General features: G+C 70.3%; 19 protein-coding genes. 9 read left to right on the forward strand and 10 right to left on the reverse strand.

The features are described 5' to 3' along the window. Positions 1–276 precede the first annotated feature (276 nt). The 4 genes from Q0Q47_RS29765 (at position 277) to Q0Q47_RS29780 (ending at position 4,703) form a co-directional block, all read left to right on the forward strand. Entirely contained in the window at positions 277–1,122 is an 846-nt protein-coding gene (locus Q0Q47_RS29765; RefSeq protein WP_293868626.1) for a 3-keto-5-aminohexanoate cleavage protein, read from the forward strand. 68 nt (positions 1,123–1,190) lie between these two features. Next, complete coding sequence (locus tag Q0Q47_RS29770) at positions 1,191–2,564, forward strand: FAD-binding oxidoreductase (RefSeq protein WP_293868628.1); 1,374 nt, start codon at positions 1,191–1,193, stop codon at positions 2,562–2,564. Positions 2,565–2,637: 73 nt separating this feature from the next. Next, positions 2,638–3,516, forward strand: a complete 879-nt coding sequence (locus Q0Q47_RS29775; RefSeq protein ID WP_293868630.1) for a DUF6502 family protein — start codon at positions 2,638–2,640, stop codon at positions 3,514–3,516. After that, positions 3,513–4,703, forward strand: a complete 1,191-nt coding sequence (locus tag Q0Q47_RS29780) for a hypothetical protein (protein WP_293868632.1) — start codon at positions 3,513–3,515, stop codon at positions 4,701–4,703. The genes Q0Q47_RS29775 and Q0Q47_RS29780 overlap by 4 nt, the downstream gene beginning before the upstream one ends. Positions 4,704–4,722: 19 nt before the next feature. On the opposite strand, the gene Q0Q47_RS29785 is transcribed toward Q0Q47_RS29780, so the two are convergent. From Q0Q47_RS29785 to Q0Q47_RS29805, 5 genes are all read right to left on the reverse strand, one after another. Then, a complete protein-coding gene (locus tag Q0Q47_RS29785; protein ID WP_293868633.1) occupies positions 4,723–6,132 on the reverse strand; it encodes a glycosyltransferase in 1,410 nt (469 codons plus the stop codon). Next, a complete protein-coding gene (locus Q0Q47_RS29790; protein ID WP_293868634.1) occupies positions 6,129–6,866 on the reverse strand; it encodes an ABC transporter ATP-binding protein in 738 nt (245 codons plus the stop codon). Before Q0Q47_RS29790 ends, Q0Q47_RS29785 begins: the two co-directional genes overlap by 4 nt. A gap of 4 nt (positions 6,867–6,870) precedes the next feature. Next, a complete protein-coding gene (locus Q0Q47_RS29795; RefSeq protein ID WP_293868635.1) occupies positions 6,871–8,814 on the reverse strand; it encodes a glycosyltransferase in 1,944 nt (647 codons plus the stop codon). Between the two features lie 93 nt (positions 8,815–8,907). Continuing rightward, a complete protein-coding gene (locus Q0Q47_RS29800; RefSeq protein WP_293868636.1) occupies positions 8,908–9,744 on the reverse strand; it encodes a hypothetical protein in 837 nt (278 codons plus the stop codon). 2 nt (positions 9,745–9,746) lie between these two features. After that, on the reverse strand, positions 9,747–10,181 hold the full coding sequence (locus tag Q0Q47_RS29805; protein ID WP_293868637.1) for an ABA4-like family protein: 435 nt from the start codon (positions 10,179–10,181) through the stop codon (positions 9,747–9,749). A gap of 91 nt (positions 10,182–10,272) precedes the next feature. Here Q0Q47_RS29805 and Q0Q47_RS29810 point away from each other — a divergent pair, with 91 nt between their 5' ends. Together Q0Q47_RS29810 and Q0Q47_RS29815 are read left to right on the forward strand one after the other, a co-directional pair. Then, on the forward strand, positions 10,273–10,947 hold the full coding sequence (locus Q0Q47_RS29810; RefSeq protein WP_293868638.1) for a TetR/AcrR family transcriptional regulator: 675 nt from the start codon (positions 10,273–10,275) through the stop codon (positions 10,945–10,947). Between the two features lie 87 nt (positions 10,948–11,034). Further along, complete coding sequence (locus Q0Q47_RS29815; RefSeq protein WP_293868639.1) at positions 11,035–11,904, forward strand: polysaccharide deacetylase; 870 nt, start codon at positions 11,035–11,037, stop codon at positions 11,902–11,904. Here the strand turns inward: Q0Q47_RS29815 and Q0Q47_RS29820 are convergent. The 4 genes from Q0Q47_RS29820 to Q0Q47_RS29835 are packed head-to-tail and all read right to left on the reverse strand — an operon-like array spanning position 11,891 to position 15,672. Beyond that, a complete protein-coding gene (locus tag Q0Q47_RS29820; RefSeq protein WP_293868640.1) occupies positions 11,891–12,691 on the reverse strand; it encodes an ABC transporter permease in 801 nt (266 codons plus the stop codon). The genes Q0Q47_RS29815 and Q0Q47_RS29820 overlap by 14 nt on opposite strands. Further along, a complete protein-coding gene (locus Q0Q47_RS29825) occupies positions 12,688–13,527 on the reverse strand; it encodes an ABC transporter permease (RefSeq protein ID WP_293868641.1) in 840 nt (279 codons plus the stop codon). Before Q0Q47_RS29825 ends, Q0Q47_RS29820 begins: the two co-directional genes overlap by 4 nt. Further along, positions 13,524–14,603: an ABC transporter ATP-binding protein gene (locus Q0Q47_RS29830; protein ID WP_293868642.1), complete on the reverse strand. Its 1,080-nt coding sequence runs from the start codon at positions 14,601–14,603 to the stop codon at positions 13,524–13,526. The genes Q0Q47_RS29825 and Q0Q47_RS29830 overlap by 4 nt, the downstream gene beginning before the upstream one ends. Before the next feature lie 22 nt (positions 14,604–14,625). Then, positions 14,626–15,672: an ABC transporter substrate-binding protein gene (locus Q0Q47_RS29835; RefSeq protein ID WP_293868643.1), complete on the reverse strand. Its 1,047-nt coding sequence runs from the start codon at positions 15,670–15,672 to the stop codon at positions 14,626–14,628. A gap of 168 nt (positions 15,673–15,840) precedes the next feature. On the opposite strand from Q0Q47_RS29835, the gene Q0Q47_RS29840 reads away from it, so the two are divergent. Continuing rightward, a complete protein-coding gene (locus Q0Q47_RS29840; protein ID WP_293868644.1) occupies positions 15,841–16,569 on the forward strand; it encodes an aspartate/glutamate racemase family protein in 729 nt (242 codons plus the stop codon). On the opposite strand, the gene Q0Q47_RS29845 is transcribed toward Q0Q47_RS29840, so the two are convergent. Next, positions 16,559–17,473, reverse strand: coding sequence for a polysaccharide deacetylase family protein (locus tag Q0Q47_RS29845; protein ID WP_293868645.1), 915 nt, complete (start codon positions 17,471–17,473; stop codon positions 16,559–16,561). The genes Q0Q47_RS29840 and Q0Q47_RS29845 overlap by 11 nt on opposite strands. A 140-nt stretch (positions 17,474–17,613) precedes the next feature. Here Q0Q47_RS29845 and Q0Q47_RS29850 point away from each other — a divergent pair, with 140 nt between their 5' ends. Both Q0Q47_RS29850 and Q0Q47_RS29855 read left to right on the forward strand, forming a co-directional pair. Beyond that, entirely contained in the window at positions 17,614–19,110 is a 1,497-nt protein-coding gene (locus Q0Q47_RS29850; protein ID WP_293868646.1) for an amidohydrolase family protein, read from the forward strand. Between the two features lie 242 nt (positions 19,111–19,352). Further along, on the forward strand, positions 19,353–20,054 hold a 702-nt coding region (locus Q0Q47_RS29855; protein WP_293868647.1), incomplete at its 3' end, for an aldehyde dehydrogenase family protein.

The following is a 20,054-nucleotide window of genomic DNA, read 5'->3' on the forward strand; positions in this document are numbered from 1 at the left end:
GTCCCCGCAACCAAAATTACCCGAACAGCCCGCCAACATCCTTGGCGGGCTGTTTGCGTTTGGCGTGGCCGTCGACCGAGCTGAAACACCACCCGCGGCGATGTGAAGCTCCCGCGGGCCGTCGGCCCCGACGCCATGCGGACCGCTCTCTCTTCCCGATCCCGCAAAATCCGATAGGCTTTCCGCCTGGTCGCGGCCGCTGCGCCCGTCCCACGGGACGCGCACCGGCCGAAGGCGGCCCGACACCGCGAATCGGACACCATTCCCGAGGACCCGATGCCCTCGCCTGCCGCAAACCCCTGCATCATCTGCGTGGCCATCACCGGTTCGCTGCCGACCAAGGCGAACAATCCTGCCGTTCCGATTACCATTGCCGAGCAGATCGAGAGCACGCACGAGGCCTTCGAGGCGGGTGCGACGATCGCCCACTGCCACGTTCGGGATGACGACGGCCGGCCCACCTCGGACCCGGAGCGATTCGCCCGGCTGAAGGAGGGCCTGGAAAAGCACTGCGCCGGCATGATCGTGCAGCTGTCGACGGGAGGGCGGTCGGGAGCCGGGCGTGAGCGCGGCGGCATGCTGCCGCTGCGACCGGACATGGCGTCCCTGTCGGTCGGATCGAACAACTTCCCGACACGCGTCTATGAAAATCCGCCCGACCTCGTCGACTGGCTGCCGTCCGAGATGAAAGCCTACGGCATCAAGCCCGAAATCGAGGCCTTCGATCTCAGTCACGTCGTCCAGGCGGCCCGCATGGCGGCTGATGGACGACTCGTGGCGCCGCTCCACGTGCAGTTCGTCATGGGCGTGAAGAACGCTATGCCTGCCGACGAGCCCATCCTGGATTTCTACATCGAGACGCTGAAGCGCTTCGCGCCGGACGCCACCTGGTGCGCCGCCGGCATCGGTCCCGACCAGATCCGCGTGAACGCGTGGGCCATCGCCAAGGGCGGCCACACGCGCACGGGTCTGGAAGACAATGTGCGCCTCGACAAGGACCGGCTCGCGCCCTCCAACGCGGCCCTGGTGAAGCGGGCCGTCGAGCTCTGCGACGTCCACGGCCGCCCGGTTGCGACATGGCGGCAGGCCCGCTCGATCCTCGGCTTGCCGATGCCGGCCTGACGGCGGATGTGGTACGAGCCACGCTGACGACCTCTCCCGACGCTTCATCCCTGCCGGATCCCTCCGCCATGCTTCTCGACGACCTGCGCACGGCCCTCGGTGAAACCGCCGTCGTGACCAACCCCGACGACCGCCAACCCTACGAGAGGGACTGGCGTCATACGGTGAAGGGGCGGGCCTTGTGCGTCGTGAAGCCCCGGACCACGGCGGAGGTGGCGACGGTCATGCGCCTGGCCGCCCGCGACAACGTCTCGGTCGTTCCCCAAGGCGGCAACACCGGAATGGCGGCGGGCGCGGTTCCGGACGGCAGCGGCACGCAGATCGTCCTGTCCCTGTCGCGGATGAACGCGATCCGCCACATCGACCCGGTCGGCATGACGATCGAGGTCGAGGCCGGCTGCATCCTCAAGACGGCGCAGGACGCGGCGGAGGCCCAGGGAAGGATGCTGCCCGTCAGCCTCGCCGCGGAAGGTTCAGCGCAGATCGGGGGAATCGTCTCGACCAATGCCGGCGGCATCAACGTGTTGCGCTACGGCATGACGCGGCAGTTGGTTCTCGGACTCGAAGTGGTGCTCGCCGACGGGACCGTGGTCGACGGCTTGCGCCATCTGCGCAAGGACAACGCCGGCTACGACTGGAAGCACCTCTTCGTCGGCTCGGAGGGCACGCTCGGCATCGTGACGGCGGCCGTCCTGCGCATCATGCCGCGGCCGAAGTCGGTCGTGACGGCCCTCCTGTCGGTGGGCAGCGCCGAGCAGGCGCTTCTCCTCCTCAAGTCCATGCAGGACGAACTGGGCGACGTGATCAACGCCTTCGAGTTGATCAGCGGCTTCTCGCTCGAGCTCGTCGACAAGCACTTCGGCCTCAAGGCGCCCATCGACGCGGGCGACTGGTTCGTCCTGCTGGAGGCGTCATCGAGCCTGCCCGGCCTCAGGGATGCGGTCGAGGGCGCGCTGATGACCGCGCTGGAAGGGGGCACCGCCATCGACGGCGTGATCGCGGAATCCCAGGCCCAGGCGCAGCAGATCTGGGCCCTTCGCGAACGCATCACCGAAGCGGAGCTCAAGGAGGGGCGCAGCGCCAAGCACGACGTCTCCGTGCCGATCCCCGCGCTTCCGGCCTTCCTCGCCGAAGCCAGGGAGGCGCTCGAAACCAAGGCTCCCGGTACGCGCCTCAATGCCTTCGGCCATGCCGGGGACGGCAACGTCCACTTCAACGTGCTCCTGCCGGAAGGGCAGGACGTGGGCGAGGTCAACCGCCTGGTGCACGACATCGTCGCGGCCCATCGCGGATCGATCTCGGCCGAACACGGCATCGGCAGCTACCGGGTCGCCGAGCTGGTCCGTTATCGCTCGGCCGAGGAGCTGGAGCTCTCGCGGCTGATCCGGCGCAGCCTGGACCCGCGCGGTCTCCTGAACCCCGGCAAAGTCATCCTGCCCTGAGCGATCGTCCCCTGACGGTAATTGGCATGACTGTGGGATTGATTCCCACGTCATGCTTTGATAGCCTCCGGGGATGACCAAGAGAGCCGGGAAGGGCGACCCAGACAAGGCGGACCTGCTCCCGATCTCGGCCGAGCAGGTCCATGCGCCGTTGCGTCGCCTGCTGCGCCCCCTGGTCAGGCTCTGCATCCGCAGCGGAATGACGTTTCCCGCGCTCGCCCAGCTCCTGCGCGAGCTCTTCGTCAACGTCGCCGAGCACGAGTTCGCGCTCGACGGCAAGGAGCAGACCGACAGCCGCGTCAGCCTCCTCACCGGCATCCATCGCAAGGACGTGTCGCGCCTGCGTGGCGCCGGCGCGCCGGTGCGCGAGACGCCGGCGTCGCTGTCGCGCACCAGCGCCATCGTCGCCCGCTGGCTGTCGGCCCCGCAGTTCAACGACGTGAATGGCGAGCCGCTGCCGCTGCCGCGGACGGCGCCAGACGACCAGCCGTCATTCGAGTCGCTGGTCGCCTCGGTGACGAAGGACGTGCGCCCCCGCGCCGTGCTGGACGAGTGGCTCGACCGCAAGCTCGTCACGGTGGACGCGGCCGACCACATCGTCCTCATGGAGGCCGCCTTCGTCCCGCACGGCGACGACGACCGCAAGTGGCACTATTTCGGCCGCAACCTTCACGATCACATGGCCGCAGCCGTGACGAACGTCTCCTCGAGCACACCGCCGTTCATGGAGCGGGCCGTGCACTACGACAATCTTTCTCCCGAACTTGCTCGCCAGCTCGAGGCCCGCTCGCGCAGGCTGGCGATGGATGCGCTGACGACCGCCAACGGCGACGCGAACCGCTCGCTCGCCCACGACAAAGGTGGTGCGAGCCGTTGGATCTTCGGCGTCTACGTCTACAGGGAGGACGCCGGCCCAACGCCTGCGCCCCCTTCCGACAAGGGCACGACATGAGCCCGCGTTGGACGATCTCGCGCCGCATGCTGCTGGCGGGTCTCTGGCTCGCCGGGACCGGCATGGCCCGCGGCCAGGTGGCGCCGACCGACCAGGGCATCGGCGGTACCGGCATCTCGGCCGGCCGCGATGGCGGGATCGGCGGCACGGGCTATGTCGGCGTGATCCAGCGTTTCGGCAGCATCGTCGTGAACGACCGGCGCATCGCCTACCCGGCCAGCGTCGACGTCGTCATCGACGGGCGCCCGTCCACGGCGAGCGACCTGCGGATCGGCCATCTCACGCGCGTGGTGGCCCGCGCCGAGCGCGACGGGACCCTCACGACCCGCCGCATCGACGTCCAGAGCGAGGTCGTCGGACCCGTCGACCGGGTGAAGGGCGACACCATCCGCGTCCTCGGCCAGACGATCCAGCTCCCGCCTTCCTCGTCAGCACCCGCGCGCGGCAGCCGGGTCGCCGTCTTCGGCCTGCGCCGGACCGACGGCACCATCGTCGCGAGCCTGGTGGAGCCGCGGCGGACTTCAACGCCTCGTGTCGCCGGCGTGCTCGCGCGCGGGCCCGGTTCGACGCTGCGGATCGGCGGCCTGCGGATCTCCGGAGTCGACGCCGCGCTGGTCGGCCAGCGGATCGTGGCCGAGGGTCGCGTGGCCGGTGGCACCATGCGGGTCGCCAGCGCCTTTGCCGACGAGCTGTCCGAGATCCCGGGCATCAGCCGGCTCGTGATGGAAGCCTATGTGAAGCGCGTGGGAGAGGACCTCCAGATCGGCCCCTATCAGATCGTCGGCGACCGGTCGAAGGCGGCGCTCGACACGGGCGAGATGCGCGCCGTGCTGGAAGCCACCCGCGACGCGACCGGATACCTGGTGGTGGAAGCCTTGCGCGCCGCCGATCCCGGGGGGGGCGGCCCCTCGGGGCCAGACCGCCATGGTCCCCCCGGCGGACCGCCGGGGGGACCTCCCGGAGGACCGTCGGGAGGACCGCCCGGAGCCCCCGGCCAAGGTCCGGGCGGACCGTCCGGAGGTCCGGGGGGCTCGGCACCCGGCGGCTCGGCACCGGGTGGAGGTGCGGGCTTCGGGGGCGCAGGCGCCCCGGCGGGCCCGTCAGGCTCGTTCGGCGGCGCCGGTGAGGCGCCGCCCGGCAATGCCGGAATCGGCCCACCCGGCGGCCCGGGCGGGCCGCCGCACTAGCCGGCGCCGCCAGTCCTGGTCAGGCCGTCACCTCGTGGCGGATCCATCCATCGCGATCGCCTTCGGCCGGCGTTTCGGCGCCGCCTCGAACCTCGTCCGGCAGGTTCGACAGGAGGTCGCGGCCCTGGCCGGCGAAGTCGAAGCGCGAGACGAGCATCGGCCGTCCGACGCGGATGCGCTGCCGCAGGGCGTCCTGCATGGCGATGACCCGCTCGACCGCGCCCCGCAGGGAGGCGTCTGAAAAGGGGTCGAAGTACTCCGCAAGATCGCCCGCGACCTCCCTGAACACGGGTATGTCCGAGCACACGACCGGCGTGTTGGCGGCCAGCGCCTCGATGATCGGGATGCCGAATCCCTCGGCGTAGCTCGGCATGATCAGCCCGTGCGCGCCGGCCAGCAGCGCCGCCTTTTCCTGCTCGTCCACATAGCCCGCATAGCGGGCATTGGGAGGAAGGCCCTGCAGGATTTCGGGGCTCGCCTTTCCGATCACGACGAGATCGGCCTGCGGCAGCCCGCGGAAGGCGCGAAGGACGGTGGCCAAGTTCTTGCGCGGCTCGTCCGACACGATGACGACGAAGGACGGCCGTTCCAGCGGCGCCCCATCCTGGGGCTCGGCGATCGTGAACGTCGTTCGCGGATACACGACGCGCGCCGGCACATGGGCGAACTGCGGGAGCAACTGTCGGAACACGTCCAGGCTGAAGCGCGAGACGAAGGCCAGTTCGTCCGCCTCGATGAGCAGCGACTTGACGCGGGACATGAACACCCGCGTCGCCATGTCCGTCAGCTTCAGGTCGGTGAGGGGCAGCAGGTCGTGGATCACGCCCACCACCCTCGCGCCTGGATCCCGGCGAACCCTCACCCGGATCGGCGTATCCAGCACGACCACGTCGTAGCCCCGCGCGTCGATCCGAGGCGCCGGCATCAGCGTCAGCGCCGACACGTCCTGGAAGCCGTAGAACCCGGGTTCGAGATGGAAGCTCCTGAAGAGCTCCAGGTGGCGCAGTTGCCGCGGGACATAGGCGAGGCTGCCGATGTCGTTGTCGATCCTCTTGGCGCGGACCGGCGCGAGCCCTGCCGCGCGCAGCATCGCCTCCCCGAACTCCCGGGACAGGATCCGCCGCAGGTGCCCGCGGTACCAGGCGAGGCGGCGCTTCCAGGCAGGGCGCCCGGGCACTTCGGGCGCGTCTGCTTCATCGAGGAAACGGTACAGGGCCAGAAGCTCGATCAGCCGCGTGCCCTCCGGGAACAGGCCGACCTGCTTCTGGCGCGCCTTGAGCTTGCGATAGCGGGGCGATGTCTCGACCAGCAATGTGAGGTCGTGGCCTTCTTTCGCCAGCGAACGCACCAGGTCGCGCGTGAAGTGGAAGATGCCACGCTTGTGGTTGGGCTCGCCGAGCGCTTCGCTGACGATCAGGATCTTGCTCATGGATGTGCTCTCGGGTTGGTGGCCATGCCGGCCCGCGGCTGAGGGCGCGCGGTGCCGACGATCCGCCCCTTGTCCAGGTAGACGATCTCGTTGCAGACGCGCTTGAGCAGTCCCTGGTCGTGGGACGCGACGACCACGATCGCCGCGGTTTCGACCAGGGCGAGCAAGCGCTTTTCGGCCTTCGCGGCGAAGCTCTCGTCCACCACGCTCAGCCACTCGTCGAGCAGCAGGATGTCGGCGGGAAAGGCCGTCGCCGTGGCGAACAGCACCCGCATCAGCATGCCTGACGAGAACATGCGCAGAGGCAGGCGGCGCATGCGTTCGTCGAGCTCGGTGAAGGCCCAGATCTCGTCAATGGACTCCCGCGTCGCCACGTGTCCGCCGATGCGCAGCAGGATGTCGATGTTGTCGTTCGCCACGAAGTCGAGGTTGACCCCGGCGTTCAGTCCCAGCAGCGGCATGATGGTGCCGCTGATCCCGACGTGGCCGCTGGTCGGCGGATAGACGCCGGCGATCACGCGCAGCAGGGTCGACTTGCCGGAGCCGTTGGCGCCGGCGAGGCCGATGCGGGCTCCGGCCCTGGCCCGAAGCGAGACGCCGTCGATGGCGCGCAGGGTCCGCGCCGTGGAGGGCTCGTCGACCAGCCGCCCCAGCACCCGGCGTTTCAGGGAGAAGTCGTAGGCGCCATAGAGGGGGTAGTCGAGGCAGACCTCGTCCAGCCTGATCTCGGTCATCGGATCACACCCAGAACGCGGCCCGCCGCAACCGGGCGACGACGACGAGGCTCGCCAGCGCGAGGGTTCCGACGCCGGCCAGCACGACGGCCAGGCTCGCCGTGCTGAGATGGCCCGTGAACAGCGGCTCGCGCCACACGGCGAAGAGGTGCGTGAGCGGGTTGATGCGGATGACGGTCGCCGCGGAGTTCAGCATCTCGGGCGTCCACACGATCGGCGACGACAGGAAGCCGAGCGTCAGCGTGGATTCGATGATCGGCTTCAGGTCACGGAACCGCGTTGCCAGGGTTCCGAGCAGCAGGCCGAGCCCGAAGGTGCAGGCGGCGAAGAGAAGCAGGCCCGGGATCGCCGGCAGCAGGCCGGACAGGCTGTGGGGCGTGAGGACGAGCCAGAGCAGCAGGGGGACGCAGGCATTGTGCAGGGCGAACAGCCCCTGGCGGAACGTGCACTGGAGCAGGAAGGTCACGGGCGGCAGCGCACGATCCTTGATCAGGCTGGCCGAGTCCTGGAGGGCCGTCGTGGCGTCGAGGATGACGCCGCTGAAGAACATCCACGCCGTCAGGCTCGCGGCGAGGATCGGCAGCCTCTCGAAGGCGCTCCCCCCGGAGACGTGACCCAGCACCGAGCCGAGCACCGCCACCATGATCGACATCTGCAGCGTCATCCAGAAGGGGCCGAGGATCGAGCGCGCGTAGCGATGACGGATGTCCGACCAGGCCAGTGCCCCGGCGATCCTCACGACGCCCAGCGGGCCGCTGCCGGCGGGCTTCCTGACCTTGAGCGGAGCGCGTGCGACGGCGCGGCGATAGACCGCCTCGATGCCCGTGCGGAACGCCTCGGTCGGATAGACCGTGACGGCCCGGCGCCGCGCCGCCGCTCCCATCCTGCGGCGAAGGTCCGGATCGGCGATCAGCGCCGCGATCGCGGATGCGAGCCTAGCGGGATCGCCCGGCGGCACCGTGAGAGCCTCGATACCATGGCGGGCCACCCGCGGCACGGCGGTGTCGAGCGCCGTGTTGACGACGGGGCGGCCGGCCGCCATCGCCTCGAGCTGCGCGATGCCGAAGGTCTCAGCGTTGGACACCGACGGCATGACGAACACGTCGGCCATCAGCATCAGCTTGGCGAGTTCCCCGTCGGGCACCTGGCCGAGGAGATGCACGCGATCGCCGACGCCGAGCTCCTCGATGAGCTGCGTCAGGCGGGCCCGCTCGCGCCCCTCGCCGACGATCCAGACGTCGAAGGCCTGCCCGACGGCGGCCCGGACCAGGACGTCGAAGCCCTTGTAGGGAACGAGCCTGCCGCAGGCGAGCACCAGCCGGCCCCGCTCGTTGACCGGCTGGGCGGGGCCGTCGGCACCGCCATACTTGTCGACGTCGACGCCGAACGGCACGGCGTGGCACTTGCTGGCGAATTCCTGCAGAAGCGGCGTGGTGCGCACGAGGATCGGGTCGGAGACCACGATGGCCTGGGCGCGCCGCAGCGTCCGGCGCATGAGCGGATGCACGAGCCAGCGCAGGGCCCAATGGGTCACCACGTCGGCGTGCCAGTGCACGACGAGCGGGCGCCGCCGTCCCAGCCCGCAGGCGAACACCAGGTCCGCCAGGGGGAAGGGCGCATGCAGCGCCAGGAGGTCGTGCTCGGCGATCCGCTTCCACAGCCGGACCGGATAGGAGGGCGCGAGCGGAAGCGAGAAGAGGTCGCCCATGGAGTGCACCCGCTCCACCGGCACGTCCTCGATGACGATCTCGCTGCCGCCGCCGCTGCGGGAGCAGACGAGGACCTTCGGCGTGAAGGCCTGCTTCAGCCCGCTGCAGATGTCCCTGATGACGGTGAGCGCACCGCCGCAGAGGTCCGGGTAGTAGACCTTGAACAGGTGAAGGACCGACGGCCGCCGCGCGGCTGCGGCGCCGTCGAGCCCGCAGGGCTCGGATGGAGAGGATTGCATGCGCCAATCTCCAGGCAATGACTGGCGCAAGCGATATGTGGGAAAAAGTCCCACGTCAAGGGGGTGGGATTTGGACCGACCCCGGGGATGGGCTCAGGTCACTGGAATGAAGGGAGATCCCGAGAGGGCCTGGACCACGGCGAAGGCCACCGCACCGGCCAGGGTCGCGCCCGTGAGCCAGACGCCTGCCTTCGCGATTCGGTCAGGCGCGACGGCTGCGATGAGCAGGCCGGCCAGCGGCAGGATGTGGAGCGCGTGCGATGCAAGGAAATGGGCGACCCTGAGATCTCCGGCCTCGCGCGACCAGCCGAGCACGGGGATCCTCGCGCCCGTGCCGGCCGCGCCGATGCCGTGCCCGGGCAGGGACGACAGGATGGCAGCGGCGGGGACGGTCAGCACGAAGGTGAGGACGAGGCCGAGCGCGACCGCCAACTTCAGGGACGGACGCAATCCCGTGTCGGGGTTGCGGGCGATCGCGATCCCGTAGACGAGGCTGGCCGAGGTCAGCAGGACGGCCAGCGCGCCCATCACCGGATAGATCCGGGCCATGAACGGCGTCGTGCGGTTGTAGTGGGAGGCCATGCCGAACATCGCGGCTCCGCCGATCCACAGGAGCTCGGCGACGACGGCCGTGACCACGGCAGCGGAGAACGGCCGGTACCATCGCCGGTGCACGACCCCCGCGGGCAACCACCGCGCGAAGGCCGCCAGGGTCGCCAGATAGACCACCAGGGCCACCTGGAACTTGATCGGCTTGAGCCAGACGTTCTCGCCCTGGAACTGACGCGCATCGAGCAGAAATGCGGGGCCCGTGACGACCAGCGACAGGGCGATCACCATGGCCGCGCCGGCCAACAGCGGCTCGTGGCCGAACGTCGATCGCAGTAGCGCGGCGGGCGTGCGCGAGGGTGGGCCGTGCGCGATCCGCATGGTCAAGCCTCCAGCTCGCGCGGGAGCACGGTCTGCCGCGCGGCACGGATGGACAGGAACAGCAGCAGACCGGCCGGGCCGAACAGGAAGGTGAGGACCAGGCACGGCAGCAGGAGGACGTGGGGCAGGCCCTCGCGCCGGGCCGTGCGCGCCTCCCAGGCGCCGACCAGCAGGTCGAACGCGAGATAGTGAACCCAGCCGGCGAGCGCGACGGTCGGCGCCGTGAACAGCCGCATCACGTCCGCAAGGCTGCCGAAGCCGCCGGGCGCCCCGGCCCAGCTGACGAGGATCAGGGCGGCGTAGCCGGCCGACAGCACCAGGGGAACGGTGGTTGCCACCGCCTGCGTCGCCCGCGGCGCCAGAGGCGACAGGGCCAGGGCGAGCCAGCCCAGCATGGCCAGGCGGCTGGCGGCGTGGAACAGCATGTCGGGGTCCATGGCGTCCTCATCTTGACAGCGGCAAGATCGAGAATGGAGTGGAAATCTTTTCATTGTCAAGATAGGCCCTTCGCCAGCGGAGTGTCGCTCCATGGCCAAGCAGCGATCGACCTATCATCACGGGGACCTCCGGGCCGCGCTGCTGCGGGCCGGCGAGCAGGTCCTGGCCGACACCGGACCCGCCGGTTTCTCGTTGCGCGAGGTCGCGCGGCGGGTCGGGGTCAGCCACGCCGCGCCGGCCCATCACTTCGGCGACACGCAGGGCCTGCTCTCGGCGCTGGCGACGGAAGGGTTCCGGCGGTTGCTCGCGGCCATGCGGGCGCGGCAGGCGACGGCCGGGCCGGACGCGCGCGACCGGCTTCTCGCCTCGGGGCTCGGCTATGTCGACTGCGCGCGGTCGAGCCCGGCCCTGTTCCGCCTCATGTTCGGCGACGAGCGTATCGCCACGCCCGATCCGAACCTCTCCGAGGCGGGCGAGGCGGCGTTCCGGCAGCTGTGCGACGACGTGGAGAAGCTCCTCGGCGTGTCCCCGTTTTCCGACGAGCGGGCCATGGCCCGCGTCGCCGCCGCGTGGAGCCTCGTCCATGGCTTCGTCACCCTGCTGAATGCCGGTCACATGGGTGGCGTCGGAGCCCTGACGGGGGACCGCGAGGAGGCCTTTTTCCGCAGCGCCCTCGCGCCGCTGCTCGAAGCCGACGCTCCGGCGGAGCGCAAGGCGCCCCAGGCGCGCGATGGACGCCGGCGTCGACCCGCCGGTCCGTCCTAGCGCGTCCGGACCCCACGCCGCGGGGCGTGCCGCCTTGGCACCGAACCTGCTCGTCGGGTCGGCGGATCACCCACTCCCGGAGGCCCCGTGCCCTATCGCCCCGTCGCACCCTACAGCGCCATCACCGCCCGCCCTCCGTCGCGCTGGCCCGGTGGGCGCGGGCTCGCCGTCTACGTCGCCCTGGGCATCGAGGAGTACCGGCCCGACGACGGCCTGACCGAGGACATCATGCCGGGCGCCTCGAAGCCCGACCTCGTGAACCGCTCCTGGCGCGACTACGGCAACCGGGTCGGGGGATTTCGGCTGATCGACCGGCTTGCCGGCTACGGTCTCGCCCCGGCGATCCTGCTGAACACCGACGTCTACGACACGGCGGGGCCGCTCCTGGATCATGCCCGGGCGGCAGGCTGCGAGGTGGTGGGCCATGGCCTGACCAACTCCGACACGCTGGCCACCCTGGATCCCGCCGCGGAGGAGGCCTATCTCGAAGCCGTCCGGGACCGGATCGCGCGCGAAGAGGGCTATCCGCCCGGTGGCTGGTCGAGCCCGTGGCTCGCTCACAGCCCGACCACCCTCGCGAACCTGGCGCGGACCGGCTACCGCTACGTCCTCGACTTCCGCCTCGACGACCAGCCGGTGATGCTCGACACCGCCGACGGCCCGCTCATGGCGCTGCCCTACGGCCTCGAGATCAACGACAGCACGACGGCGATCGGCCGCCAGACGCCGGCACGGGACTTCGCCGACATGATCGTCGACGAATTCGACGAGCTCCTGCTGGCCTCGCGCGAGCAGGCCCTGGTGATGAGCATCGTCGTGCACTCGTTCGTGTCGGGCCAGCCGTTCCGGCTCCGGGCGCTGACCCGGGCGCTTGACCACATCGCCGGCCATCGCGACGCCGTGTGGTTCACCCAGCCCCGCCACATCGCGGCGGCATGGAGCCTCAGACCTCGGTGATGCGGCGCAGGCCGATGGCGCGCTCCAGCACGATCAGCAGGACCAGGACGAGCGCGATCAGCAGCGACGAGACGGCCGCGATGGTCGGATCGGGCTGCTCCTCGGCGAACGTCAGCATCTGGATCGGCAGGGTCTTGGTCCAGGCGTTGGTGAAGAAGATCGAGACCGCGTAGTTGTCCATCGAGGCGAGGAAGGCGAAGATCGCGGAGGTGATGAAGGCCGGCGCCAGGTTGGGCAGCAGCACCTTCACGATCGCCTCCGCCGGCGAACAACCCAAGGTGCGCGCGGCATCGAGCAGCGTGAAGTCGAAGAGCCCCAGGGCTGAGTAAAGAGTGCGCACCGCATAGGGGATCGTGATCACGACGTGGGCAATGAGCAGGCTCGTCCACACGTCGATGAGGCCGATGAAGCGAAAGCCCTGGAGCAGCGCGATGCCCAGCACCAGGCCGGGCAGCATCAACGGCGAGGTGAGGAAGGCGACGACGCCGTCGCGCCCGGGAAACCGCGTCCTCGCCAGCGCGATGGCGGCCAGCGCACCCAGCACGAGCGACACCAGCGTGGCGAAAGCCGCGATCTGCACCGAGGTCACGAGGGCCGGCGCGAGCCCGCGCAGCGTCATGAGCCGCTGGTACCAGCGCATCGACAAGCTCGGTGGCGGCAGGGTGAACACGGCGCTCGACCCGAACGACACCAGCACGGTGACGACCAGCGGCGTGAGGAGGAACACCGCCGCGGCGATCGCCACGATCCAGACGAAGAAAGCGCCGAGGCGTTCCGTCAGGGTCATCGCGAGTCGCCCTTCGCCTTCACCGCCCAGGAGCTGAGCATCACGATGGAGACGGCCAGCACCAGGAGCACTGTCGCCGTCGTCGAGCCGAGCTGCTCGTTGCGCATGAGCAGGAAGGCCCGCGCCGTCAGCGTCGCCAGCGTCTGGAAGCGATCGCCGATGAGCAGCGTCGGAATGACGTACATCGACGCGGCGAGGGAGAAGACGATCGCCGTGCCGGAGATGATGCCGGGCATGGCCATGGGCAGCGCCAGCTTGAAGAACCGGTAGAGGGGCGGCGCGCCGAGCGTGGCCGCGGCATCCTGCAGGTTGGGATCGACGAGCTTCAGCACGGAGTAGATCGGCAGGATCATGAACGGCAGGAACACGTTGGCCGCACCGATCACGAGGCCGGACTCGGTGAAGAGCAGGAGCTGGGGCTGGTCCCAGATGCCGGTCATCACCATGAACGCGGCCACCACGCCGTCGCGACGCAGCACGATCTGCCAGGCGAAGGCCTTCACGATGACGCCCACCGAGAGGGGCAGGATGATGGCCACGAGCAGCAGCGCCTGCACGGCCCCCTTCGAGCGCGCGAGCGCCACGGCCGTGGGGTAGCCGAGCGCCAGGCAGAGCAGCGAGGTCAGCGCCGCGATGCGCAGCGTGTTGCCGATCACGCGCCAGTTGAAGCCGTCGGACAGGAACGAGACATAGGCGGTGATGCTGGGGCCGGTCGGCGTACCGAAGCTGCGCAGGATGAGCACCAGCACGGGGAGGGCGAACACGACCGCCATGTAGGCGAGCGCCGGCGCCGCCAGCAGCAGCACCGGGTCGAAAGCCGGCCGGCCCGCCTTCATGCCGTCTCTCCGGGAAAGAGCATCGTGTCGGCAAGGCCCCACGACAGGCTCGCCGTCGCGCCGGGGGACAGGCCGGGGGGAATGCGGTTCGTTTCCACGAGGAGCGTCACGTCGGCCGCGGCGAAGTGGAGGTGGACCTTCGACCCCTGGAAGACGATGTCGGTCAGGGCCGCGGTCACCGCGTTCGACGGGACGTCGGGCGGCGGGGCGCCGACGACGACGCGCTCGGGGCGCACGGCCAGCAGCACGGGTGAGCCCGGCAGGTAGCTGCCCTTGGCGCGCAGCGGGCCCAGAGCCGTGTCCACCGTCAGCACGCCGTCCGTGGTCTGGCCGGCCTTCCCGGCGATGCGGATCGAATGTCCCACGAAGCCCAGCGCGAACGGTGTGCGCGGCCGCGTGTAGATGCCCTCCGGCGTGTCGAGCTGCTCGATGGCTCCCTTGCTCATCACCGCGATACGGTCGGACATGACCAGCGCCTCTTCCTGGTCGTGGGTCACCAGTACCGTGGTGATGCCGACCTCCCTCAGGATGTGGCGCAGGTCGATCTGCATGGTCTCGCGGAGCTTGCGGTCGAGCGCGGAGAACGGCTCGTCGAGCAGCAGGAGCTTGGGCGCGACGGCGAGCGCCCGGGCGACGGCCACGCGCTGCTGCTGTCCGCCGGAGAGGCCGCGCACCGGCCTGTCGGCCAGGGCGCCCAGATGGACGAGGTCGAGGAAGCGGGCGACGGTCGCCTTGATCCCGTCCGCCGGCCGGCGCTGGGCGCGCAGGCCGAAGGCCACGTTGTCGGCCACCGACAGGTGCGGGAACAGGGCGTAGCTCTGGAAGACGACGCCGACGCCGCGCTTGTGGGTCGGGACGCCGGTGATGTCGGCGCCGTCGAGGCGCACCGTGCCGCCATCGGCGCCGAGCAGGCCGGCGACGATGCGCAGCAGCGTGGTCTTGCCGCAGCCAGAGGGGCCGAGCAGCGAGACGAACTCGCCGCGGTGAACCCCGAGGTCCACGCCGGCCAGCACGGTGGTGCTGCCGAACGCCTTGCTGGCGCCGCGGACGTCGAGGAGCAGCGCATCCGCGCTCATGGGCGGGGGTCCAGGATGCGGGTCAGAGCGACAGTTCGCGGTCCCAGCGCGACACCCAGTCGGCCCGGCTCTTCGACACGTTGGCCCAGTCAACCTTGTGGATGGTGAGGTTGGAGAGGCCCGCCGGAGGCGCGACCTTGCCGTTGGTCGGCAACGCGAAGGTGGCCTGCGTGACCTTCTCCTGGATCTCGGGGCTGAGCAGCATGTCGATGTAGGCGGCCGCGAGTTCCGGCTGCGGGCCGCCCTTCACCAGCGCGATGCCGGACGGCATGGAGAAGGTGCCCTCCTTCGGCGCGGCGAGCTCGATGGGCGCGCCCTTCGACTTGCGTGCCAGCGCCACCGAGGAGATGGCGCCCATGACCATGTAGGCCTCGCCCTGCTCGAGCAGGTTATAGGCCTGCCCTTCCTGGGTGTAGGACATCAACACGTTGGGCTTCAGCTCGGCCATCTTCGCGAAGGCCGAGTTGATGTCGAGCTGCGCCTCGGCCATCGGCTTGCCGGTCTTCAGGTAGGAGGCGAGGAACAGGTTCAGCACGCCTTCGGTGTTCTGCAGCGACGGCAGGATGATGCGGCCCTTGTATTTCGGGTCGAACACGTCGGCCCAGCTCGTCGGGGCCGTGGGGACCTTCTCCTTGTTGTAGGCGATGCCCACCCACGGCTGCAGGTAGTTCACCCACATGCCGTCCATGTGGGTGACGCCGGGCTTCAGGTTGGCGGAGTTGGGGACCCGGGCGGCGGTGATGGGATCCAGCAGGCCCTCGGCGACGGCGATGATCATCACGGGATCGTCCATCTGGACGACCGAGAGATACTGGTTGCCCTTGTTCTTCTGCATCTTCTCGAGGTTCACGAGGGACCGCGTGCCTTCGAAGATGACCTTCACGCCGTACTTCTTCTCGAAGGCCGGGATCATGATCTCCTCGGACCAGGTCTTCTGGCTCGATGCGGCGCCGACGACGAGTTCCTTGGCCTGGGCGCGGAGGATGGAGGGCGCGGCGAGGCCCGCCGTGAGGGCGCCGGCTCCGGCGACGAAGCTGCGGCGGTTGAGGCGGAAGGTCGGCTCGGTCATGGCGGGTTCCTCACGGGAAGCGAACGGGAAGGGCGCGTGCGGGCCCGCTGGCCTGCGCGGGGCAGCGAAGGCTCTGCAACGCCCGTGCCACCGCCGTGGGCGGCCCGGGGCCGCGAGTGCCTGCCATTTGGCCTTGCGTCGCCGCGCGGCGCGGCCGAGCCTGCGCCCATGACACGTGAGATCGCCGTCGCCACCATCACCCCGTCCGGGAACCGGACGGTCGAGAAGGTCACCCAGTCGCTCTGCCAGGCCCTGCCGGGCGTGGTGCCCCTGTTCAGCCGGATCCCGGTCCATGGGCGGACGAGCCCGGTCGCGTCGCCGGACGGGCCGTACCACTGGCCGTCCATGGAGAGTGCCGCGGAGCTGTTGTCGCACGCCGCTCCGGCGGCCCTGTGCTGGAACGGCTCCAAGGGGGGCGACTACGGGTTCGACATCGACGAGACGCTCTGCCGGCGGCTGCGCGACCTGACGGGTCTCCCGACGGTCACCGCGGCGTTGTCGGTGCTCGAGCTGCTCGGCCGTTTCGGGGCGACGCGCATCGCGGTGGTCACGCCCTACACGGCGGGCGTGCACGCGCGGGCCGTCGCGGGCTTCAGGAGCAAGGGCTTCGACGTCGTCGGCGAGGCGCATGCCGACGTGGACGACAATCTCGCCTACGGCGCCATCGCGCCCGATGCCATCGCCGACCTGGCGCGCCGGGCGCTCGAGGGGGGCGGCGTCCAGGCGGTCGTGTTCTTCTGCACGAATTTCCACGGCGCACCCGCCGTGCCGGGCCTGGAGGCCGAGACGGGCATCCCGATGATCGATTCGACGGCCGCGGGCGCCTGGGGCCTGCTGCGGGCGGCGGGTGTCGACACGACGCCGCTCGCCCGCTTCGGGCGCATCTTCAGCCTGTGACGGGGGACCAGGCCGGCAGGCCGGTCATCGCGCGCCACGCCCTCGCGATCTCGTCGCGCCGCGCGAACCAGACGCCCTCGCGGGCGAGCGCGTGGTCGAGGAAGCGCTCGAGCCCGCCGATCCGCGCGGGCCTGCCGATGATGCGCAGGTGCAGCCCCACCGACAGCATCCGCGGCACGCTCTCGCCCTCGGCATAGAGCCGGTCGAAGGCGTCGCTGCAGTAGCGGGCGAAGTCGTCGCCGAAGGTGAAGCCGCCCTGGCGCTGGAAGCGCATGTCGTTGGTGTCGAAGGCGTAGGGCAGCACCACGTGCGCCCGGTCGGCGACGTCCTCCACATACGGCGTGTCGTCGTCAAAGGCGTTGGAATCGTAGAGGAAACCACCCTCCTCCACGAGCAGGCGCCGCGTGTTCACGGACGTGGCCGAACGCGTGTGCCAACCCACCGGCCGCTCGCCGCAGGCCTGCGCGATGGCCGCGACGGCGCGGGCGATGACGGCCCACTCATGGTCCTGCGCCATGCCGGCGTGGCGCTCCCAGCGCCAGCCGTGGCAGGACATCTCGTGGCCGTCGGCCACCGCGTCCTTCGCGAGCCAGGGCGAGCGCTCGATGGCGCGGCCGTTGGCGTTCATCGTCGCCACGATGCCGCGCTGGCGCAGCGCCTCGCGGATGCGTCCCCAGCCGACGCGCGTGCCGTAGGCGAAGTGCGTCTCCATGCAGGGATCGGGGTGGCCGACGACCTCCTCGACCGCCTCGTAGACGCTCTCGTTGCGCTCGTCCCCGTCGCCGATCGAGAGCTCCGCCCCTTCCTCCACGTTCACGACCACCGACACGGCGAGCCTCGCCCCGTTGGGCCAGGCGAGGCCGGCCGGGTAGGAGCGCGGGCGGAAATCACGTCGGTCGGTCATGGCGGGCTCGCGGGTGTCGTCGGCGCGGCGATGCAGCGGGTATGCCACGACGCGCGTGCCCCGGCGTACCCCGCGGCGTTCATCTGGCCGGCTCCTTGCATAAAGTTTCGGCAGAAATCGCCGAACGAGGGCTTTCCCCCATGACCGAGCTGATCACCGGCGCCGACGTGCTGCGGCAGGACGGCCAGCGCTTCTGGACCGAACGGACGCGGATCCGGGTGGCCGACGGCACGATCGCCGAGATCGCCCCCGACCTCGTTCCGCACCCGGGTGAGACGGTCACCGCGGCGGACGGCATGCTGGCGATGCCGGGCCTCGTCAACGCCCACTTCCATTCGCCCGCCAACCTGATGAAGGGCACGCTCGATGCCCTGCCCCTCGAGGTGTTCATGCTCTACGAGGTGCCGCCGCTGGCCGCGCCCGTGGATCAGAAGCGCCTGGGCTACCTGCGCACCCTCGTCGCCGCCGTGGAGATGCTGAAGCTCGGCGTGACCACGATCATGGACGATGCCTTCCACGTGCCGACCGCGACCGTGGAGGGCGTTGATGCGATCTGCAGTGCCTATCGCGACGTTGGCATGCGGGCGCGGGTGGCGATCGACCAGCCCAACGTCGTCGAATACGAGAAGTATCCCTTCCTGAAGGAGCTTCTTCCGGACGCGCTCAAGCAGCGCATGGACGCGATGCCGCGCCAGAGCGACGAGGAACTGCTCGAGCTCTACGCGCACCTCTGCTCCGCCTGGGACGGCGCGGCCGGCGGACGCATCGGCGCCGCCCTGTCGTGCTCGGCGCCGCAGCGGGTCACCGTGCCCTACCTGCACGCGCTGGCGCGCCTGTCCGAGGAGCGGCGGCTGCCGTTCAACATCCACATCCTCGAGACGAAGCTGCAGCGGGTGCTCGGGGAGGAGAAGTACGGTCGCTCGCTCGTGCGCTACACGGCGGACGAGGGGGCGCTGGGGCGCCATACGGTGATGATCCACGGCATCTGGATCGACCGGGACGACATGGAGCTCGTGGCGCGCAGCGGAGCGACCATCGCCCACAACCCGGTGTGCAACCTTCGGCTCGGCTCCGGCATCGCGCCGTTCCGGGCCTGGCGCGATGCCGGCTGTCCTGTCTGCCTCGGCACCGACGAGCTCATCGCCGACGACAGCGCCAACCTGTGGGCCGCGATGAAGGCGGCGGGCCTCGTGCACACCCTCGCCGATCCGGACTGGCGAACCTGGCCGACCGCGACCGAGATCCTCGAGGCGATGTGGACCGACGGCGCGCGCGCGGTGGGATGGGACGGCGCGATAGGCCGGCTCGCGCCCGGCGCCAGGGCCGACATCGTGCTGGTGGACCTCGACACCATGGCCTTCACGCCGCTCAACGACCTGCCGCGCCAGCTGGTCTACTGCGAGAACGGCTCGTCCGTGCGCGACGTGATGGTGGATGGCCGGTGGGTGGTGCGCGACGGCAAGCTCCTCACCTTCGACGAGAAGGCCCTGCGCCGGGAGATCCGCGGCGTCTGCGCGAGCTTCGCCGGCCAGCGCGAGGCTGCCGATGCCGCGGCGCGGGAGCTGGAGCCCTACTACCGCGAGATGGTGCTGCGGGCGCACGCGCGCGACGTCGGGATGCGGCGGCGGCTGGACTGAGCGGGTCGCTGCCGGCTGCGGGCCTTTGGGCCGGGGATGCCGCTTCGGTCTGCCTCGCATCCACCGAATGTATGCTTCTGGCGGTGGTGGGCCGACTAGGATCGCGACGTCCAGAAACGGTCGGAGCCCACGGACTGCCCGGTGATCGTGACCTGCATCCGCCGCGAGGTTGGCTCGCGGCCGAGCGTGCGGGGCCGGGAGGATTCGCAGGCCCGACGACGACCGTCAGAGTGCGTCCCGCGATGAACGAGCCCGCCAGACATCCCGATCCGAGCACGGCCCTGCCCCGCCACCGCGGCCTGTATTTCGGGGGGCAGTGGCACGAGCCGTCCGACGGCGGCACGGTCGACCTCGTCAACCCGGCCACGGGGCTCTCCATCGGCCCCGTCGCCCAGGCCGGCGGCGAGGACGTGGATCGGGCCGTCGCGGCGGCTCACGACGCCTTCACGGCGTGGAAGCGCACGCCCCCGGCCGAGCGCGCCAGGCTGCTGCGCCGCGTGGCCCAGGTGGTGCGCGACAACGCGCACGACCTGGCGCTCATCGATGCCGTCGACGGTGGGGCCCCGGTCCACGAAATGGCCATGGACGTCGCCAATGCGGCAGCCCAGTTGGACTTCTTCGCCGGCCTCGTGACCGAGATGAAGGGCAGCTCCGTTCCCCTGGGGCCGGACTCGGTCAACTTCTCGGTGCGCGAGCCCCGCGGCGTCGTCGGCCGCATCATTCCCTTCAACCACCCCTTCATGTTCTGCGCGGCCAAGTCGGCGGCTCCCCTGGCGGCGGGCAACACCGTCATCGTCAAGCCGCCGGACCAGGCACCGCTCAGTGCGCTGCGCTTCGCCGAACTCGTCGACGGGATCCTGCCGCCGGGCGTCTTCAACGTCCTGCCGGGCGGCCGGGAGGCGGGCGCGGCGCTGGCGTCGCATCCGCGGGTCGCCATGGTGGCC

It is taken from the genome of uncultured Alsobacter sp., from assembly GCF_945952055.1.
In the GTDB taxonomy this organism is placed as follows: domain Bacteria; phylum Pseudomonadota; class Alphaproteobacteria; order Rhizobiales; family Beijerinckiaceae; genus Alsobacter.